Source organism: Rhodococcus sp. Ni2, assembly GCF_021352185.1.
Classification (GTDB): domain Bacteria; phylum Actinomycetota; class Actinomycetes; order Mycobacteriales; family Mycobacteriaceae; genus Rhodococcus_F; species Rhodococcus_F qingshengii.
Window position 1 is genome coordinate 1,056,429 of record NZ_WOXZ01000002.1, and the last position, 17,498, is coordinate 1,073,926.

At 62.6% G+C, this 17,498-nt stretch carries 17 protein-coding genes; 8 read left to right on the plus strand and 9 right to left on the minus strand.

Annotated features, from left to right (window positions below; genetic code table 11):
• Window positions 1-5: 5 nt before the first annotated feature.
• The 6 genes from GN300_RS18505 to GN300_RS18530 form a co-directional block, all read right to left on the minus strand.
• A complete protein-coding gene (locus GN300_RS18505; RefSeq protein ID WP_003941536.1) occupies window positions 6-2,183 on the minus strand; it encodes an AAA family ATPase in 2,178 nt (725 codons plus the stop codon).
• Window positions 2,184-2,204: 21 nt separating this feature from the next.
• On the minus strand, window positions 2,205-3,035 hold the full coding sequence (locus GN300_RS18510; RefSeq protein WP_029254795.1) for a phosphatidylcholine/phosphatidylserine synthase: 831 nt from the start codon (window positions 3,033-3,035) through the stop codon (window positions 2,205-2,207).
• 59 nt (window positions 3,036-3,094) lie between these two features.
• Window positions 3,095-3,808, minus strand: coding sequence for a phosphatidylserine decarboxylase (locus tag GN300_RS18515; RefSeq protein ID WP_003941540.1), 714 nt, complete (start codon window positions 3,806-3,808; stop codon window positions 3,095-3,097).
• 72 nt (window positions 3,809-3,880) lie between these two features.
• Window positions 3,881-4,900: a MerR family DNA-binding transcriptional regulator gene (locus GN300_RS18520; protein WP_063314800.1), complete on the minus strand. Its 1,020-nt coding sequence runs from the start codon at window positions 4,898-4,900 to the stop codon at window positions 3,881-3,883.
• A complete protein-coding gene (locus GN300_RS18525) occupies window positions 4,890-5,342 on the minus strand; it encodes a hypothetical protein (RefSeq protein ID WP_007733713.1) in 453 nt (150 codons plus the stop codon). The genes GN300_RS18520 and GN300_RS18525 overlap by 11 nt, the downstream gene beginning before the upstream one ends.
• Window positions 5,343-5,376: 34 nt before the next feature.
• Window positions 5,377-5,847, minus strand: a complete 471-nt coding sequence (locus GN300_RS18530) for an SRPBCC family protein (RefSeq protein WP_003941500.1) — start codon at window positions 5,845-5,847, stop codon at window positions 5,377-5,379.
• A 189-nt stretch (window positions 5,848-6,036) separates the two neighbouring features.
• Between GN300_RS18530 and GN300_RS18535 the strand changes: the two genes are divergently transcribed.
• Window positions 6,037-7,428 (plus strand): amino acid permease, encoded by a 1,392-nt coding sequence (locus GN300_RS18535; RefSeq protein ID WP_021333985.1) that lies wholly within the window; start codon window positions 6,037-6,039, stop codon window positions 7,426-7,428.
• On the opposite strand, the gene GN300_RS18540 is transcribed toward GN300_RS18535, so the two are convergent.
• Window positions 7,400-8,653 (minus strand): FAD-binding oxidoreductase, encoded by a 1,254-nt coding sequence (locus tag GN300_RS18540; RefSeq protein WP_042926583.1) that lies wholly within the window; start codon window positions 8,651-8,653, stop codon window positions 7,400-7,402. The two genes, GN300_RS18535 and GN300_RS18540, sit on opposite strands and share 29 nt — an antisense overlap.
• Window positions 8,654-8,809: 156 nt before the next feature.
• Entirely contained in the window at window positions 8,810-9,955 is a 1,146-nt protein-coding gene (locus tag GN300_RS18545; RefSeq protein WP_003941492.1) for a CdaR family transcriptional regulator, read from the minus strand.
• A gap of 82 nt (window positions 9,956-10,037) precedes the next feature.
• On the opposite strand from GN300_RS18545, the gene GN300_RS18550 reads away from it, so the two are divergent.
• The 3 genes from GN300_RS18550 (at window position 10,038) to groL (ending at window position 13,361) form a co-directional block, all read left to right on the plus strand.
• A complete protein-coding gene (locus GN300_RS18550; protein WP_020906711.1) occupies window positions 10,038-10,823 on the plus strand; it encodes an HAD-IIA family hydrolase in 786 nt (261 codons plus the stop codon).
• Between the two features lie 81 nt (window positions 10,824-10,904).
• Window positions 10,905-11,462, plus strand: coding sequence for a DUF6764 family protein (locus tag GN300_RS18555; RefSeq protein WP_019744475.1), 558 nt, complete (start codon window positions 10,905-10,907; stop codon window positions 11,460-11,462).
• A 273-nt stretch (window positions 11,463-11,735) separates the two neighbouring features.
• Window positions 11,736-13,361 (plus strand): chaperonin GroEL, encoded by a 1,626-nt coding sequence (gene groL, locus GN300_RS18560; RefSeq protein WP_003941476.1) that lies wholly within the window; start codon window positions 11,736-11,738, stop codon window positions 13,359-13,361.
• A 154-nt stretch (window positions 13,362-13,515) separates the two neighbouring features.
• On the opposite strand, the gene GN300_RS18565 is transcribed toward groL, so the two are convergent.
• Complete coding sequence (locus tag GN300_RS18565; RefSeq protein WP_054781533.1) at window positions 13,516-14,352, minus strand: DUF559 domain-containing protein; 837 nt, start codon at window positions 14,350-14,352, stop codon at window positions 13,516-13,518.
• Window positions 14,353-14,917: 565 nt separating this feature from the next.
• On the opposite strand from GN300_RS18565, the gene GN300_RS18570 reads away from it, so the two are divergent.
• The 4 genes from GN300_RS18570 to GN300_RS18580 all read left to right on the plus strand — a co-directional run bounded on the left by GN300_RS18570 (window position 14,918) and on the right by GN300_RS18580 (window position 17,420).
• A complete protein-coding gene (locus GN300_RS18570) occupies window positions 14,918-15,061 on the plus strand; it encodes a hypothetical protein (protein ID WP_153212751.1) in 144 nt (47 codons plus the stop codon).
• A gap of 49 nt (window positions 15,062-15,110) precedes the next feature.
• Complete coding sequence (locus GN300_RS29770; protein ID WP_003941467.1) at window positions 15,111-15,242, plus strand: hypothetical protein; 132 nt, start codon at window positions 15,111-15,113, stop codon at window positions 15,240-15,242.
• Window positions 15,243-15,297: 55 nt separating this feature from the next.
• Complete coding sequence (locus GN300_RS18575; protein ID WP_031331808.1) at window positions 15,298-15,492, plus strand: hypothetical protein; 195 nt, start codon at window positions 15,298-15,300, stop codon at window positions 15,490-15,492.
• A gap of 467 nt (window positions 15,493-15,959) precedes the next feature.
• On the plus strand, window positions 15,960-17,420 hold the full coding sequence (locus GN300_RS18580; protein ID WP_058038503.1) for a wax ester/triacylglycerol synthase domain-containing protein: 1,461 nt from the start codon (window positions 15,960-15,962) through the stop codon (window positions 17,418-17,420).
• Window positions 17,421-17,498: the final 78 nt, after the last annotated feature.

The following is a 17,498-nucleotide window of genomic DNA, read 5'->3' on the forward strand; positions in this document are numbered from 1 at the left end:
AGTCCTTATCGGTTGTCCGCGTACGCCTGTAGGTGTGCCACCTGCTCGGGATCGAGTGAGGGACGTACCTTCTCACGGGCGGTTGCCACGTCCGCGGCCGTCACGTCGGCCGCGTCCATGCTCCGACGCATGGCGGCGAGTGCAGCCTCACGCAGGAGAGCCGAGCAGTCTGCTGCCGAGTATCCCTCGAGATCGACGGCCAGAATGTCCAAATCGACATCTTCGGCGAGCGGTACCGACTTGCCGGAAGCACGCAGAATCGCTTTGCGGGCCTCCGCATCCGGCGGCGGTACGAATACGAGACGTTCGAGTCTGCCGGGGCGCAGAAGAGCCGGGTCGATCAGATCCGGTCGGTTGGTGGCGCCCAACACCACGACGTCGCGTAGCGGTTCGACGCCGTCGAGTTCGGTCAGCAACGCGGCTACGACGCGATCCGACACCCCGGAGTCGGAACTTTGACCACGACGCGGGGCAAGGGCGTCGATTTCGTCGAGGAAGATCAACGACGGCGCCGAATCGCGTGCGCGCTGGAACAACTCTCTTACGGCCTTTTCGGAGGCGCCGACCCACTTGTCCATCAGCTCTGCGCCTTTCACGGCATGAACGCTGAGGTGCCCCGAGCTGGCAAGGGCACGAACGAGATACGTCTTGCCGCAGCCAGGAGGGCCGTAGAGGAGCACGCCGCGGGGTGGGTCGACACCGAGGCGCGCGAAGGAGTCGGGGTGCTGCAGCGGCCACAACACCGCCTCGGTGAGCGCCTGTTTGGTTTCGACCATGTCGCCGACGTCGTCGAGGGTGACGCTGCCGATCGACAGTTCTTCGGTACTCGAACGAGACAGTGGCCGAATCACTTCGAGGGCACCGACAAGATCTTCCTGCGTGATCTCCGGAGAATCACCGGATTTGGACGCCCGCGTCGCCGCTCGCAAGGCAGCTTCACGGCAGAGCGCCGCGAGGTCGGCGACCACGAATCCGGGTGCGCGCGAGGCGATGGCGTCGAGTTCGAGGGTTCCGGTGGGCACGCGGCGGAGCAGGAGTTCGAGCAACGCCTTGCGGGTTGCGCCGTCCGGCAGGGTAAGTGCGAGTTCTCGATCGCAGAGATCCTGGCCGCGAAGGCGCGCGTCGACGGTCTCCGGATGGGCGGAGGTCGCGACGAATGCCACGCCCGGGGTTGCGACGGCGCTGCGCAGTTGTTCGAGGATCAGTGCGGACACCGGTTCCGCGGTGGCCGGAAGCAGAGCGTCGATGTCACTGATCAGCAGTACACCACCGCCGCGCACGGCAGCAACGGCGTCGACGATTCGCTGCAGGCGGGTATTCGCCTCGGTGGCACCGACTCCCGGGCCGTCGAGTTCGACAAGTTTGCGCGAGGACAGGACCGAGCGGGCCAACGTGGCTTTGCCCACGCCGGCGGGGCCCGTGATGAGGACGCCGAGGTGCGGTGAGGCGCCGAGCGTACGGAGCAGTTCTGGTTCGTCGAGTGCCAGGCCGAGCCACTCGGTCAGCTTGGCTGCCTGCGCTTGCGCGCCGACGAGGTGATCCAGCGGAACCGACGGTGCAGGCTCGATCGCGACGGCGGCCGGACTGGAAACAAGCGCACTCGGTGTCAGTGTGCCCGCCGAGCCGGAACCCCAGTTGACTGCCGAATTCGGCTGGACGCTGACCGGACCACCGGCAGGTTCGACGGCCGTGACGGTGAGCAGTTCGGATGTCCACGCGACGCCGAAGGTACGGGAAAGCGCTTGGGTGGCTTCGGAAGTGCTCGTACCCGGACCGAGATCGCGGGGGAGGAGCGAGACCGTGTCGCCGACGCTGACGACCTTGCCCAGAAGGGCTTGTCGCAGAACCGTCGAGCTGATCGAATTTGTCGCCATGGACGAGCCGGTGACGGAGACGGATCGCGCTCCGTACACCGTCACCGGACCGACCACGACGGATGAGTTCTCGGTCAGGCCGACGTTCGACATGGTGACGTCGTCGAGAAGGATCGTGCCTGCCGGGGTTCCGGTGGGCGCACGGCCCGCGACGGTCGCGGTGCCGCGGGCTCCCATGAGTGCGATGGCATCCCATTCGCGGATGCCCAACGCCGCCAACGCTTCGGGGTGCAAGCGCACTACCCCGCGGCGTAGGTCGGCGGCAGAGGTGTTGAGTCGAACGGTGAGGGCGAGTTCCGGCGAAGTCACCTCTCGAGAGTACGTCGTGGACTAGCGGGGTCGCCGCAATCCGAGACGAGCGGCCGAGCGGCGGCCACCGACGTTGGGTTGGCGTCGGATCGCGCGGCGTTCGGAAGGCTTGATGTCCCAGGTTTCGGGACGTGCTGCCACCCACCGCTTCGAGTGCACGGCAAACGGGATGTGCACCAGGTAGATCGCGATGAGAACGATCAGCAGGATGTACGGGTAGGTGATGAGTGCGGCCGCAGCCAACGTCACCAGGACGAGCAGGCCGGCCGCCATGTGCGGCGGCACGGATACCGACTTCATCGCCAGCGTCGGGATGCGGCTGACGATCAGTGCAGCCGAGAAGAGCGTCCACACGATGACGACGAAGTGCGAAGACCACCAGCCGTCACCCCACTGAGCCGTCGCGGCCAGGGGAGTGAGGGCGATGAGTGCGCCGGCCGGAGCCGGAACGCCGACGAAGTACTCACGTGCGTACGCGGGGACGTCGTCGTCGTCGAGCAGAGTGTTGAAACGTGCGAGTCGCAACACGATGCTGACCGCGTAGATCAACGCGATGATCCAGCCGATGCTGGTGCCGTCCAGCAAGGTCACGTACAGGACCAGGGCCGGGGCGACGCCGAAGGAGATGGAGTCGGCCAGTGAGTCGAGTTCGGCGCCGATCTTGCTGGTGGCGTCGAGCAGTCGCGCGATGCGGCCGTCGAGTGAATCGAGGACGGCAGCGGCGCCGATCATCGCGAGCGAGGTACCGGGTTGTCCGTCGAGAGCGAATTTGACGGCGGACAGCCCGGCGCACAGCGCCAGGATGGTGATGACGGACGGCAGCAACCGCACCGCCTGGGTGCGTTTGGGCATCTTCGCGCCGGGTTGGGCTGCTCCCGGCTTCTTCACGGCTGACTTCATCTTCGGCGTCTTCACGGCAGTTGCGCGATAACTGTTTCAGCACCGATCGTGCGTTGTCCCGGCTCGACCAGGAGTGTGGTTCCGGCGGGGAAATAGGTGTCGACGCGTGAGCCGAAACGGATCAGTCCGTACGTGTCGCCGATCGGCAGGACGTCACCGACACCGGCGTAGCAGACGATGCGGCGTGCAAGCAGTCCCGCGATCTGGACAACCGCAACGTCGTGACCATCGGCGGTTTCGATCAGCATGCTGTTGCGCTCGTTGACCTCGCTGGCGTCGGCGAGATCTGCGGAGAGGAACTTGCCTGCCTGGTGAACGACCTCTTTGACCGTTCCACCGACAGGGCTGCGCTGGACATGCACGTCGAGAACCGACAGGAAGATGCTGACGCGCGGGCGCGGCTCGCTTCCGAGATTGAGCTCGGCGGGCGGAACGGCGTTGTCGACCAACGCCACCTCGCCGTCGGCGGGTGCGACGACGACGCCGATGCGGTTGGGCGGCACCCGGTGCGGGTGACGGAAGAACGTGGCGCATGCGGCGGCGGTGGTCAGACCGGCTCGGCGCACCCACTTACGGTTGCGGCCCAGAGCTGCAACTCCCAGCGGGGCCAGCACGAACGGCAGGCCGGCGGGATGAAGTGGCGGAATCGCATGGCGAACCAGATCGACGATATGTCCGATCCCGGTGGGTTGCGGGGTTCCGGGGGGTGTGGGTCGGCGTGCCACAGGCTCCTCTAACTACTCGGTAGGTCTTCTGCTGGTCGCACTGACAGTACGGGGCGGTAGAGCATCCATAGATTACGTGAACGCCTTCTCTCCTACAGGCTGTAGTGGCATCAAGTACGAGTAGTACCCGACACAGTCGCCGGTGCGTATCGCCAGCGGGAGCGTCGCACCGCTTACTCGGATCACCAGTTGCCGCCCCGGTTGGGCTGCGGCGGCGTCGCGCAGTCGCTGCCGGTCGACCAGTACTCGGAACTTCTCACGGGGATCTGTTCCGCCCGGATCCACCCGGGCACCACCGTCTTCGCCGACGCTGACGACGGCACTGTCCTCGGTGCCGTTGAGCAGGGCAGCAAGGTGGTCGCCGCTCAGTTCGACGGCGTTGTGGTGCTCGCGCAGGATTCGGTGATCAGGGAACTCTCCGTCCTCGATCAGGGGACTGGACACCTCACCTCCCGGATACGACGCAGTCACCGTGCGCGCGGAGAAAGTCAACGTCACGACGCCGGCGACGTCGCGTAACAATCGCGCGAAGGTGACGGGAACGACAGCGGACACCGTCAGAGCGGAGTGAACTTTCACCTCGGCGACCGCGAGCCGGAACTGATCAGTGGTGACAAACGCAGCGACGCCGTCGTGAATGTCGAGGTGGACGCCGCGAAGTATCGGGAACTCCGATTCCTCGTTCACTGCGAACAGCACGGCGTCGAGTGCGCGTCGTAGATCCCACGAGTCGATGTCCACGCCGCCGGAGGCAGGTAGCGAATCGATCAGCCGGTGAATTCGCCCCAGTTCGGCGCGGGCGTCGGCGAGACCGTCCTCGAGGTTGCGCAGATGGGCGTCGAGGCACGAATGGGGTTCCGGTCCGGTCAGGACGGCCATCATGTCGCGGATCGGAACACCGACGCGCCGCATACCGGCGATCACGCGTGCGTCGCGGAGTTGGTCGTCGGTGTACCAGCGGTAACCGGTGTGCGGATCGACGGAATGCGGGACGAGCACGCCTTCCTTGTCGTAGAACCGCAGCGCGCTGATCGGGAGCGCCGACGCCCTGGACATCTCGCCGATCGTCAAGAGGGCGGAACTAGTGGTCACGGATCAATTCTGCCCGCAGTCGCTCGATAGCGCCCCTGATCATCCGGCCGTAACCGTCGTCGGCGAGTGTGCCGACCGACGCCTCGGCCTTCGTCAGATGCTCGACGGCCTCGGCGTCGCGTCCGAGTTTGCGGTAGTCGGCAGCCAGGTTGAGGTGCAGCGATGGATAGAAACCGGCGACCTGCAGCGATGCGTGGTGTTCCTGGGCTCGCGCGTCGGTCAACGAATCTGCAGCGTCGAGGGCGCGCAGGTCCCAGCAGAGCTCTTGAGCCGGATCGTCTTGAACGTCGGCCATGTAGTGCGCGAGGGAGACGATGTGGAGCGCATCGGGGGCGGCGCTGATCTCTTCCCACACCTTCTCGAACGCAGAGCGAGCCCCGGCTCGATCGCCGGAGCTCGCCAATTCTTGTGCCTGCGCTATCTGTGTCATCACGGGATCCATGGAACGGATCCTGATGCCTCGACCAGGTCGAGGGTCAAGCAGAGGTGCGTGCAGCCGCCTCGGCCTCGCTCTTCACACGCTTCAAGGTGGCATTCATGCCTTCAACGAGCTCGACCTCGAAGTCGGCGTTTCCGCCCAGGACGGTCTTGACGAGGAACTGCGAGACCTTCGACGTTCCGGTGGGAGCCTCGCGACGCTCGGTCACTTTGGTGCCGGTAGCGGTCGGCTCGAGTTCGTAGGACCAGATCGTGCGGTTCTCCGCGATGCGGAACGCCACCGACTTGTTGGGCTCGAAGCGAACGACCTTCGACGACGTCGGCCAGACCAGCAGGCCCTTGCGGTTGACGTTGATCGTCTTGGCGCCCTCACGCACGGTCCCGCCGATTACCTTCATCACCTTGCACTGGGGGCTCCATTCGCCCATGCGCTGCAGGTCGGCGACGATTGCCCACACGTCCTGCGGTGATGCGTCGATGTCGATGCTTGCTTCGAGGGTGTTGGACACAGTCTCTCCAGTCGAGTTGATGCTACGTAAAGTTACAAACACTTTTGTCGATCGTAAGCGATCCGTCAATGGACCATGTGTGTCAGGTCACTGTACGGCCGTCCAACAGGGTCGTGCGGGAACACGCGCGGTGGTAGCGGACAATGGTTCGCGCACGTATGACGATCCATCCGACTGGAGTACCGAGAAGTGAACAGCGACGCCGCGACGCAGGATGGCCTCAAGCGAGGGCTGACAGCGCGCCATATCCGCTTCATCGCCCTCGGATCAGCCATCGGAACCGGACTGTTCTACGGCAGCGCCGAGGCCATCAAACGAGCCGGCCCGTCGGTGCTCCTGGCCTACCTGATCGGCGGTATCGCGGTCTACCTGGTGTTGCGAGCGCTCGGCGAGATGGCGGTCCGTAACCCGGTTTCCGGTTCGTTCAGCGAGTACGCGAACAAGCACCTCGGACCACTCGCCGGTTTCATGACCGGGTGGACGTACACGTTCGAGATGGTGATCGTGTGCCTCGCCGACGTCACCGCCTTCGGCCTGTACATGCAGTTCTGGTTCCCGGACGTACCGAGATGGATCTGGGTTCTGGCTGTCGTCTTCTTCATCGGCGCGATAAACCTGTTGAGCGTCAAGGTGTTCGGCGAACTGGAATTCTGGTTCACGCTCGTGAAGATCACCGCCATCATCGCGATGATCGCCGGCGGCATCGCGATCATCGTGTTCGGATTCGGCGTTCACGACACCGATGCCGGAATCAGCCACCTCTGGTCGGACGGCGGGTTCTTCGCGACGGGCTTCGGCGGATTCGTCGCGTGTTTCGCGATCGTCATGTTCGCGTTCGGTGGCACCGAGATCATCGGTATCACCGCGGGCGAAGCCGAGGATCCGGCGCAGACCATCAGGAAAGCCGTCAACACGGTCCCGGTGCGCATCATTCTCTTCTACATCTGCACCCTCGCCGTCATCATGGCGATCATTCCGTGGCAGACCATCAACTCCGACAACAGCCCGTTCGTCCAGATCTTCGAGAACCTCGGATTGGGAACGGCCGCATCGATCCTCAACATCGTCGTCATCACCGCAGCCCTGTCAGCCATCAACAGCGACGTTTTCGGTGCGGGTCGCATGATGTTCGGAATGTCGCATGCCGGCCAGGCCCCGCAGGTGATGAAGAGAGTCTCCGCCAACGGTGTTCCGTGGATGACCGTTGTCATCATGACCGTTGCCCTGTTGGTGGGAGTAGTGCTCAACTACCTGATCCCGGACCAGGTGTTCCTCGTCATCGCCTCGCTGGCGACCTTCGCCACCATTTTCGTCTGGATCATGATCCTGCTCTCGCAGTTCCGTTCCCGCGCTCAGATGAGTGCAGACGAAACAGCGGCACTGAAGTTTCCAGTGCCGCTGTGGCCGTACGGTCAGATCTTCGCGATCGTGTTCCTGGCTTTTGTCATCGTGTTGCTCGGCGTCATCGCCGATACCCGAGTTGCGCTGCTCGTCGGCGCCGGATGGCTGGTTCTGCTGACGGGCGCGTACTACAAGTGGGTGAAACCGGCTGTCAGCGCAGCGGATCGAAGTGACTCATGACGGTCGGCGTCTGAGCACCGGTCATCGAGTCGGCCACCATCTTTCCCGTCAACGGACCCAGAGCGATTCCCCACATCCCGTGGCCACCGGCGACGTGCACGCGCGGCGAGCGCGTGGCTCCGATCAACGGCAAGCCGTCGGTAGTGCACGGTCGTGATCCCACCCATTCCTCTTCCCTCGCAGTCCAGTCGATGCCGCTGAGCATCGGCTTGGCCGCATCGATGATCGCCTGCACGCGGCGCGGATCCAGCGGCGCGTCAGGGCTGCGGAATTCCATCATTCCGGCCACTCGGAAGCGATCGTGCAACGGAGTGCATGCGACGCGCTGGGTGGGGAAATACACAGGGTTCTTGGGGAGGTGCTCGGGCTTGACGCTGAAGCTGTATCCGCGTCCGGCCTGCACCAGTTTGCGCACACCGAACGGTGCTGCGAGCTTGTTCAAGCGGGCACCGCTCGAGATGACTACGGAGTCACCGTCGCGTGAATCACCGTGTGCACTGCGAACAGTGACTCCGCCGACCCGATCGTCGATCTGCGTGACGTCGAAACCGCTGACGATTTCTCCACCGCGTTCACGAACCGCGTCCGCCAACGAGTTCACGAACAACGGGGGATCGATGAAACGCTGATTGCGCAGGCGCAAACCGGCTTTCACACCCTGGCCGAGTGAAGGCTCGAGCGAATGAATCGCGTCGTAGTCGAGGAGGTCGAAGTCGACCTCGCCGCCCGCGGCCTCGACGTGATGGAACTCGTCCACCAAAGTCTGTCGGTCCTTCTCGGATGCAAACGCGGCGAGGAAAGGATCGGCCAGGCGGGTCAGCTCTTTGACGCCACCGTCGGCGAGTTCGTCATACGCGCCCAAGGCTGTTCGGTTGACCTCGGTGTAGACCGACATCGCTTCCTGCCACTTCGACGGCGTGCAGTGGCGCGCGAACCCGACCAGGAACCGAATCAGCTTCAGATCGGTGGTCAGTGGCACGTACACCGGGGACGACGGGCTGAGCATCGCGCGCAAGCCGTATTGGAGCACTGCGGGTTCGGGCAGCGGAAGCGTCAATGCGGGGGCAAGCCAACCGGCGTTGCCCCAGCTCGCGTCGGCTGCGACGCCGTCGCGATCGACGACGGTGACCTCGACTCCACGTTCCTGCAAGAACCAGGCCGTCGACAATCCGACAACGCCCGCACCGACCACGACCACACGATCGGGGCTCTGACGAGTTCCCATGACGCACTCCTTCTACAGACTCTGCTCGAACCGAGACGCCGGTCACATCCGGCTCTTCTCTCAAGCATGAATCGCGGGGGCGGCAAAAGGACTGGCCGTTCGGCCATCGTCGGAGCTACCTCGTTGTGGATTCGCACAACGCACCGCCGCGCCTGCTCAGCGAGCGAGTTTGAACTGCAGCATCAGAATCAAGCGGGTGTCGGCGTCGGTCAGGTCGACGCCGCACATCTCCTTGCCTCGACGCAGGCGGTTGCGGAGCGTGTTGGGGTGAACATGCAGTGCGGCAGAAGAATTCGCCACGTCACCGCCGTGCTCGAGAAAGGCCTTTGCCGTCGCGACCAGATCGCTGCCGTGCTGAGAGTCGTGACGTTCGAGGCTTCCGAGTGGTGTGGAGTCGCCGAGTCCGTCGATGATGTCGGCGACGTGCAGGGCGAGAACGGAGGCCAACGTGTCCCTCATTCCCGCGACGGTTCCGCCGGACCGGCCATGACGAAGCGCTCCGAGAACATGGTCGGTGTCCGAGCGCGAAAGATGTGATTCGCTTGCAGACTTCACTGTCCGACCGACGGCCACTGCCAGGAATTCGCGGCCACGGGCGCGGGTGAGGAAGTCGGCGGACAATCGGCGAGCGTTGGTCTCGTCGGTCGCGATGACAAGGTAGATGGTCTCGGACAGTTGAGCGGCAACGGCGTCGACGGCCAGAGTGTCGAGGTACAAGCTCAAGGACGCGACCAACCCCGCCGGCAGTGGTCCCGCAACGGTTCCGACGGCGACGACGGTGAGCGGGCCTGCCAACCGCAAGTCGTCTGCGGCGCGGAATGCGGGTTCGCCACCGCCGATCAGAGCTTGGACGCGCTGGGATTGGCGACGGCGTGTGCTGTCGACCCGGTCACGCTCCGAGGCGATTCTCTCGGCCACGACAGATACCGCGGATCGAAGTATCGATTCCTGTGTGGGCGTCGGTGTTCCGGCGAGTGCGACCCAGATCGAGCCGACGGGGTGATCGTTCTCGCGAACTGCGATGACCAGGCGCGGCGTGATCGCAGGGTCTTCGAGATCAACGTAGATTGGGTCGCTCTCTCGGTGGAGACGATCGAATACTCCTGCATCGGAGAGTAATTGGCGGAATCGGCTGGGTACCTGCCGGCCGAGGATCGTGCCGATGCGGGCTTCGTCCACGGCCTGCTCGCCGCCGGAGTACGCGAGGACAGTCGAGTTCTCGTCCTCGATCGTGACGGGAGCGCCGAGCAATTCGGCCAGAGAACCGGCAACGGAGAATAGGTCGTCGTCGCGCAGGTCCATGGGTGGGAGCCTACTGAGCGATCGACGGATTTCGGGTTCCGACGCCTCGGCAGGACCTCGATGGCGAATATAGGCTGGTGCAATGGCCGACATCGAAGGTGTTCTGTTCGATATCGACGGAGTCCTGCTCACGTCCTGGCAGCCGATCGAGGGAGCAGGGGAAGCCGTACGCGAAGTTCGGCGGCGGGGATTGGCCTGTGGGTTTCTGACCAACACCACTTCGCGCAGTTCGTCGCTCATCGCGCAGGGGTTGTGCGACGCCGGTATCGAGGTCGAGGCGAGCCAGATAGTTACTGCCGCCAGGCTCACAGGGGAGTACGTGCGGGCGACGTATCCGGACGCGCGGGCGTGGGTCCTCAATCACGGTGACGTGTCTGCCGATCTCGAGGGAATCGAATTCGACGACGCCGATCCTGAGGTCGTGATTCTCGGCGGTGCCGGCCCGGAGTTCACTCACGAGGCGCTGAGCCGAGTGCTCGAACTTCTGCTCGCCGGTGTGCCCGTCGTCGCGATGCACCGCGGGATGATGTGGGAGACCGTAGACGGCCTTCGGATCGACACCGGAACGTACTTGCCGGGCTTCGAGGAAGTGGCAGGTGTAAATATCGCCGCAGTGGGTAAACCGTCTCTCACGGGGTTCCTGACAGCCACGGAGCTGATGCATGTCGAACCTGAGGCGACGGTGATGGTCGGCGACGACCTGATCGGGGACGTCCTCTCCTCACAACGAGTCGGCTTGACCGGAGTTCTGGTGCGCACAGGCAAGTTTCGGCAAACAGTGCTCGATCTGTCGGTTCAGAAGCCTGATCATGTCATCGATTCGGTCGCGGATCTTCCGGCCCTTCTCGGGGTCGTCCTCGAGGCTTGACCAGGCGGGGGTGACGGACTTCACTCGAGCGGGTACTCTCGCGCCCGAATCCAATGAACTTGTTCCACGAAGGAGTTTTCTATGCCCTTGATCTCGTCAGTCTGGTTCCGTCGCTCATCCTCTCGAGTCAGCGGAATTTCCAGTAGTCGGTTGGGGGGCCGCCTGGCGAGAACAGGGGCTGTGATGACTGTAGGTATGGGGCTCGCCGCCGGGCTGGCGCTGACCGGTGCGGGAGCTGCTTCGGCAGCCCCCGTCACGTGTGTCTCGCCGCCGTCGGCCAATGACATCCAGGTCTCCGAGACCGCGAGCTGCGGCGCGCAGTCCGTCGGAGCCGGCCGTTCGCAGGCCGGTGCTGCCGAGAGCGGTACCGCTGTGAGCGTCGCCGCCGACAACGGCTACTCCAATTCATATGCAAACGGCTTCGGAACCGCGCTGGGGGCTTCTCGCGGTAACGGTCAGGCGCAGGCATTTGCGCTCGGCGGCGGTATCGCGCGGGCCGGGGCGGCTGACGGCAACGTCACCTTCGCCATCGCTGGTTACGGAGCGGGCGCTACGGCCGATGCCAACGGCGTCGACTGCGTCGGAGTGCTCTCGTTTGCGGTCAATTTGAGTAACGGACAGTTCTGCATCGCGGGCTGAGGCTCAACCTTGCACTCGGCACGCTCGAGTGCTAAAAATGCAGTTGGCACTCGCGAACCGTGAGTGCCAGGTCGAGGCAGTGAGACCGGGAACCATAGACACCCCCGGTCGTCCGTCGCGGGCACTGACTAGACCACAGGCGTAGATGGGTGACCAGGCAAATCGGTCGCCCGTGTAATGAGGTGACTGGTCAAACGGTCGCCTTGTGCCGATGAGGTGACCCGACGAGCGGTCACCTTGTGTGTCACCCCCTATCCGGAGGATCACTTCGCAATGGCAAAGATCATCGCGTTCGACGAAGAGGCACGTCGTGGCCTCGAGCGAGGCCTCAACGCCCTCGCCGACGCTGTCAAGGTGACGTTGGGCCCCAAGGGTCGCAACGTCGTTCTCGAAAAGAAGTGGGGCGCCCCCACGATCACCAACGATGGTGTTTCCATCGCCAAGGAGATCGAACTCGACGACCCGTACGAGAAGATCGGCGCCGAGCTCGTCAAGGAGGTCGCCAAGAAGACTGACGACGTCGCTGGCGACGGCACCACCACCGCTACCGTTCTCGCACAGGCTCTGGTCCGTGAAGGCCTGCGCAACGTCGCAGCCGGCGCGAACCCGCTCGGCCTCAAGCGCGGCATCGAGAAGGCTGTCGAGGCTGTCACAGCTCGCTTGCTCGAGACCGCCAAGGAGATCGACACCAAGGAGCAGATCGCTGCTACCGCCGGTATTTCCGCCGGCGACCCGTCCATCGGTGAGCTCATCGCCGAGGCTATGGACAAGGTCGGCAAGGAAGGCGTCATCACGGTCGAGGAGTCCAACACCTTCGGCCTGCAGCTCGAGCTCACCGAGGGCATGCGCTTCGACAAGGGCTACATCTCGGCGTACTTCGCCACCGATGCAGAGCGTCAGGAAGCCGTCCTCGAAGACGCGTACATCCTGCTCGTCAGCTCCAAGATCTCCACGGTCAAGGACCTGCTGCCCCTGCTGGAGAAGGTCATCCAGTCCGGCAAGCCGCTCCTGATCATCGCCGAGGACGTCGAGGGCGAAGCTCTCTCCACCCTCGTGGTCAACAAGATCCGTGGCACCTTCAAGTCTGTTGCCGTCAAGGCTCCCGGCTTCGGTGACCGTCGTAAGGCTCAGCTCGCCGACATCGCCATCCTCACCGGTGGCGAGGTCATCAGCGAAGAGGTCGGACTCTCCTTGGAGACCGCAGGCCTCGAGCTCCTCGGCCAGGCACGCAAGGTCGTCATCACCAAGGACGAGACCACCATCGTCGAGGGTGCCGGCGACGCCGACGCAATCGCCGGTCGTGTCAGCCAGATCCGCGCCGAGATCGAGAACAGCGACTCGGATTACGACCGTGAGAAGCTGCAGGAACGTCTGGCCAAGCTGGCCGGCGGCGTTGCAGTCATCAAGGCCGGCGCTGCTACCGAGGTCGAGCTCAAGGAGCGCAAGCACCGCATCGAAGATGCAGTGCGTAACGCAAAGGCAGCCGTCGAAGAGGGCATCGTCGCCGGTGGTGGCGTTGCACTTCTCCAGGCAGCTCCCGCACTGGACGACCTCAAGCTCGAAGGTGACGAGGCAACCGGCGCGAACATCGTTCGCGTTGCACTGTCCGCTCCGCTCAAGCAGATCGCATTCAACGCAGGCCTCGAGCCCGGCGTTGTTGCGGACAAGGTCTCCAACCTGCCCGCAGGTCACGGCCTCAACGCTGCGACCAACGAGTACGGCGACCTGCTCGCTGCAGGCATCAACGACCCGGTCAAGGTCACCCGCTCGGCACTGCAGAACGCAGCGTCCATCGCGGCTCTGTTCCTGACGACCGAAGCCGTTGTCGCTGACAAGCCCGAGAAGGCCGGAGCGCCTGCAGGCGATCCGACCGGCGGCATGGGCGGCATGGACTTCTGAGTCCATCTCCACCTAGCTCCTAGAGCCCGGCCCACCGTTTGGTGGGCCGGGCTTTTGCTTGTGCGGAGGTATTTGCGGGCATTTTTGTCCACTACTGCGACGCGATCGCGGTTTCCCGTTGCGCGCTCGATGCTGTGTGCGTTTACGCCCGCGCTTACGCCCGGTTGTGTCGGCGTCTTCGGACCACTGTGATGATTTCGTCCGCCACAGCGTCGAGATGGGCCATCGCGGTGGCGGCGGAGTAACGCAACACCATCCATCCGTCGAGAACGAGTGCGTTCTGACGCCGTCGATCGTTGTTGAAAGTTGCGGGGTCGGTATGGAATTCGCGCCCGTCGATCTCCACGATCACCCGGGCTCGCGTGTCGACCAGATCGCCGAAGTAGGGTCCGACCCGAGCGTTGATCTCCAGGTGAACGTTGCGCGCAGTCAGTGCACGGGCGACTGCTCGCTCCGGTTCCGAACGAGTGAGCGGGCAACAGGTGCGGAGTTGTTCGCGTACGGCGGGGATCCCGTGCCTGCCGCGGCTCGCATCACACAGTTGGGCTATCGACTTCCACGGCACTCGGGTCGATACCGCCGCGTCGAAGAAGGCCTCGAGTGCGGGCCGTGGCAACGTGGTCGCGACGTCGATGAAGCACTGCTCGATCGGCACGATCGGTAAACCCATCCACTCATCCGACGAGACTCCTGTTCGTCGGTGAAGCCGTACCCACTGCGGACTGGCTGCTCGGACGCTGGGAGCCACGGTGGCCTCGACGAAGAGTGGTTCCTCCGGCAGGAGATCCCACAGCCAGGCTGCGCTGGTATGGCTGAGGACGGCCTCAGGCTTCCACAGTGTGACCGCGACGCAACGCTCGAAGTATCCAGGTTCTTCGGTGGAGTACACCGACGGCAGGATTCGATGGAGTCGCCCTGACCGCGTGGATCGGGAGATCGAACTGCGCGAAGTGCCCTGCTCGAGCAACTGGTTTCTTGTGACAACTTCCACGTATGCACTGTGGCGGCAAGAGCCTGACGACGCGGATTCAGAAGCCACTTTGTGGATGGCCGCGTGTGTGTGGACAACCTCATGGCGTAACAGGTGTATCGAGAAGGTGGGGAACGAGAAGCTTCATCTATCCGAATGTTGAAGGATGTTTGATATTTTCCGTCCCGATTGTTCGCCTCCGCTAACCTGTGAAGTGCGGATACGTCTAGTTCTTTTGGTGGATAATTCTGTCCTGAATACCCTCAAGTACTAAGCCTTTCGGACGACGTAAATTCCGGTTGCTATTCCATTTTGCTCGATTTTCAGGCGTCTTGGACGCTAGACCTGCGAATATGGAACAGGTTTCAGATCCATCTGAAATTCTTGGGCAAAAAGCACCCAAACCGGATCCTATTGCACTACCTTGATGTCAGTCACAGCCGCGGAAAGTGGGCACCAGCCCCGGAGGATCTCGGCTTCATCGTTCGACTGGGATTCTTTAATTGCTGCTCGGACCGGTTCTTTGTGGGCTGCATCAAGCATTCCAATGTAAATGTTCCGTGAGTATTCGCGGCCAATCGAAAGCGTGGGATTCAATATGATCGTCATGTTCCTGCAGACAACGGCGGCATTGTTCACCGACCTGCTGGGTAACGTCTGGTCCGGTTCGCTCATGCCGGGAATCGACGGGGTCACCGGATCGTTGGTTTCGGCAATCGACCTCAGTTGACGGCACCTGCAAGTTCTTCTTCCAATGTTTTTGATGACAGGAGCGAATGATGGATCTGGGATCGATTGCGGACGTTCTCGAGGGCGAGGCCGGGGGGTTGATCAAAAACATTCTCGGGATGGCTTTGTTTACCCCGTTTATCGCCTCGGTTGACTTCGGCTGGTTCCCGAACGTCGACTGAGAAGTGAATTGCTTTAGCCAGTGAACGAAATCAATCTCAAGGAGTGTGAAATACGGTGGACACAGCTAGTTTGATAGGTGCGCTCGCAAGCGTTGACGTCGGATCCCTCGTGGATCCACTGTTCTACTTGGTCAAGGTCGTTGACGGAATCTTCGTGTCGATCACCGGAAGCCTCAACATGGGCGGTGCGCTCGGTGAGGCTGCGGCGGGCAGCGTCCAATCGGTCCTCGGCTCCGTAGCCGGCCTGTAAAAGGAGAAGGAGAAAAGATGTTCGATCTCTTCCTGGACTACCTGTCCAAGATCGTCGATTTCGGATCGGTCGATCTCGTGGGCACGTTTGTGAAGTATTTGAACGCGCTGTCGTCTTCCCCCACGCCATAGAAAGAACGGAATCGGTCATGCTGCAAACTTATTTAACCGGAATGATCACGTGGGTATCGAACATGCTTGGTCTCACTTCCACTGGAAGCAAGATCATCAAGGATCCTCCACAAAAGCCGTGATCACTCCAGCGACTGCATCATATTGTTCGGTTGTCGAGGACAGCATCGTAGCGGAGCAGTCAGGCGAACCTGCACAACCTGCACTTGCTTGAAACTTTGGTCCCCGTAGCCCTCTGGCTTCGGGGACCATCGGTTTTGCAATCACTGGCCTCATAGTCACAAGCTTTGCACTCAGGCGAATGTGCGGGCAACCAGCCGCGATACAAGGAGTTCAATGGGCGCGTCCAACACGTCAGGCGCAAGGATGGCGCAGCTGAACCCACGCGATGCCGAATTCATCTATCACGAGGGCGCTGGTCACCTGAACCATCTGATCGCTGTGTACTTCTTCGAGACATCGTTGCACCCAAGCGCGGAATTCACGGCAGAACAGGCAGTGGACTGGGTTACCGCACGCCTCGGATGTGATCGCATGTTCACTCAACGAGTCCAACGGACTCCGTTGGGACTGGACCATCCCTACTGGGTGACAGACCCTGACTTCGACGTCCGAAAGCACGTGTACGTCAACAAGATCAACGACACAGGATGGGCAGCGCTGCAAAAGCCGTTGAGCGCGTTGTTGACCACGAAGATGGACCTGCGCCGTCCGCCGTGGGAACTGCACTTCTTCGTAGGTTTGGAGGGACTTGAAGAATTGCCGGGCCGACTGACGGCGGTGGTGCTCAAGTCTCACCACAGTGCAGCTGACGGTATCGCCATCAGGACGTTGGGCGAGGCTATCTTTTCGGGCAAGGTGCAGCAGGCTGGGTCCGAACCGTCTGTGCCGTTTGTGCGAGCGAGGATATTCACCAAGTCGCTACTGGGGTTTCCCGGCCGAATATATCGCTTCGCAAGGCAGGTACCAGGCAACCGACGCGCTCAGAGAGATGCTGACGCTGCGAAGAAGGCAGGAGAATGGGTGGAGAGCCTCAACGAGAGGCCTGCAATTCGATTCAACGGCAAGGTGAGTGGAGCTGCCTCACTCGAACCGATGACAATGTCCGGGGAGCAGGTCCGTGAGATCAAGGATTCGGTGCCCGGTGCCACTGTCAACGACGTTCTACTCGCCGTTGTCGGAGGCGCTCTGACGCGCTACCTCACGGAAAAGGATGAAAGGCCAAGCGATTCCTTGATCGCGATGGTTCCTCGCTCGGTGCGTAAGGTCGAAGCGTGGGAGTCGGCGAATCAGTTGGTGGCTCTGCTGGTGGATATGCACACCCAGGTCGAGTCCCCATTGGAGAGGTTGGCGCTCATTTCGAGTTCGGCACGGTCGGAGAAGGCGCGCACGTCCCATCCCGCGGTCAGGCGTGCCGGGGCCGCAGTCGAGACCACGCCCGCGCCTTTGATGAGATTGATGGCGTATGCGCGCAAGCAGAACGATCACAGCCTCGATCGACCGCGTTACCAGCACACGATGGTGAGTAACATTCCACTCTCGGTCGAAGGGTTGACGCTTGCCGGCGCCCCGGGCGCGGCTGTGCTTGCAGTGCAAGCGCCCATCGACGGGGATGGGCTACGGCATTTCATGGTCGCCGCAGCAGGTGGGGGACTGACCCTCAACGTCATCGCGGACACCGCGACCATGCCCGATCTCCACCATTACATCGAACTACTGCGAGCAAGTTTCGATGACTTGGCAGCGGCAGCCGCGATGCAGACTGCGGATTCACCTAACCAAGAGGTTGCCTCCTGATCGATCGGAATCGCAGGCACCTTCTCCGATTGCTGGATTTGGTGACACCCAACGATTCCGAGCAGAACCCAGAGGATC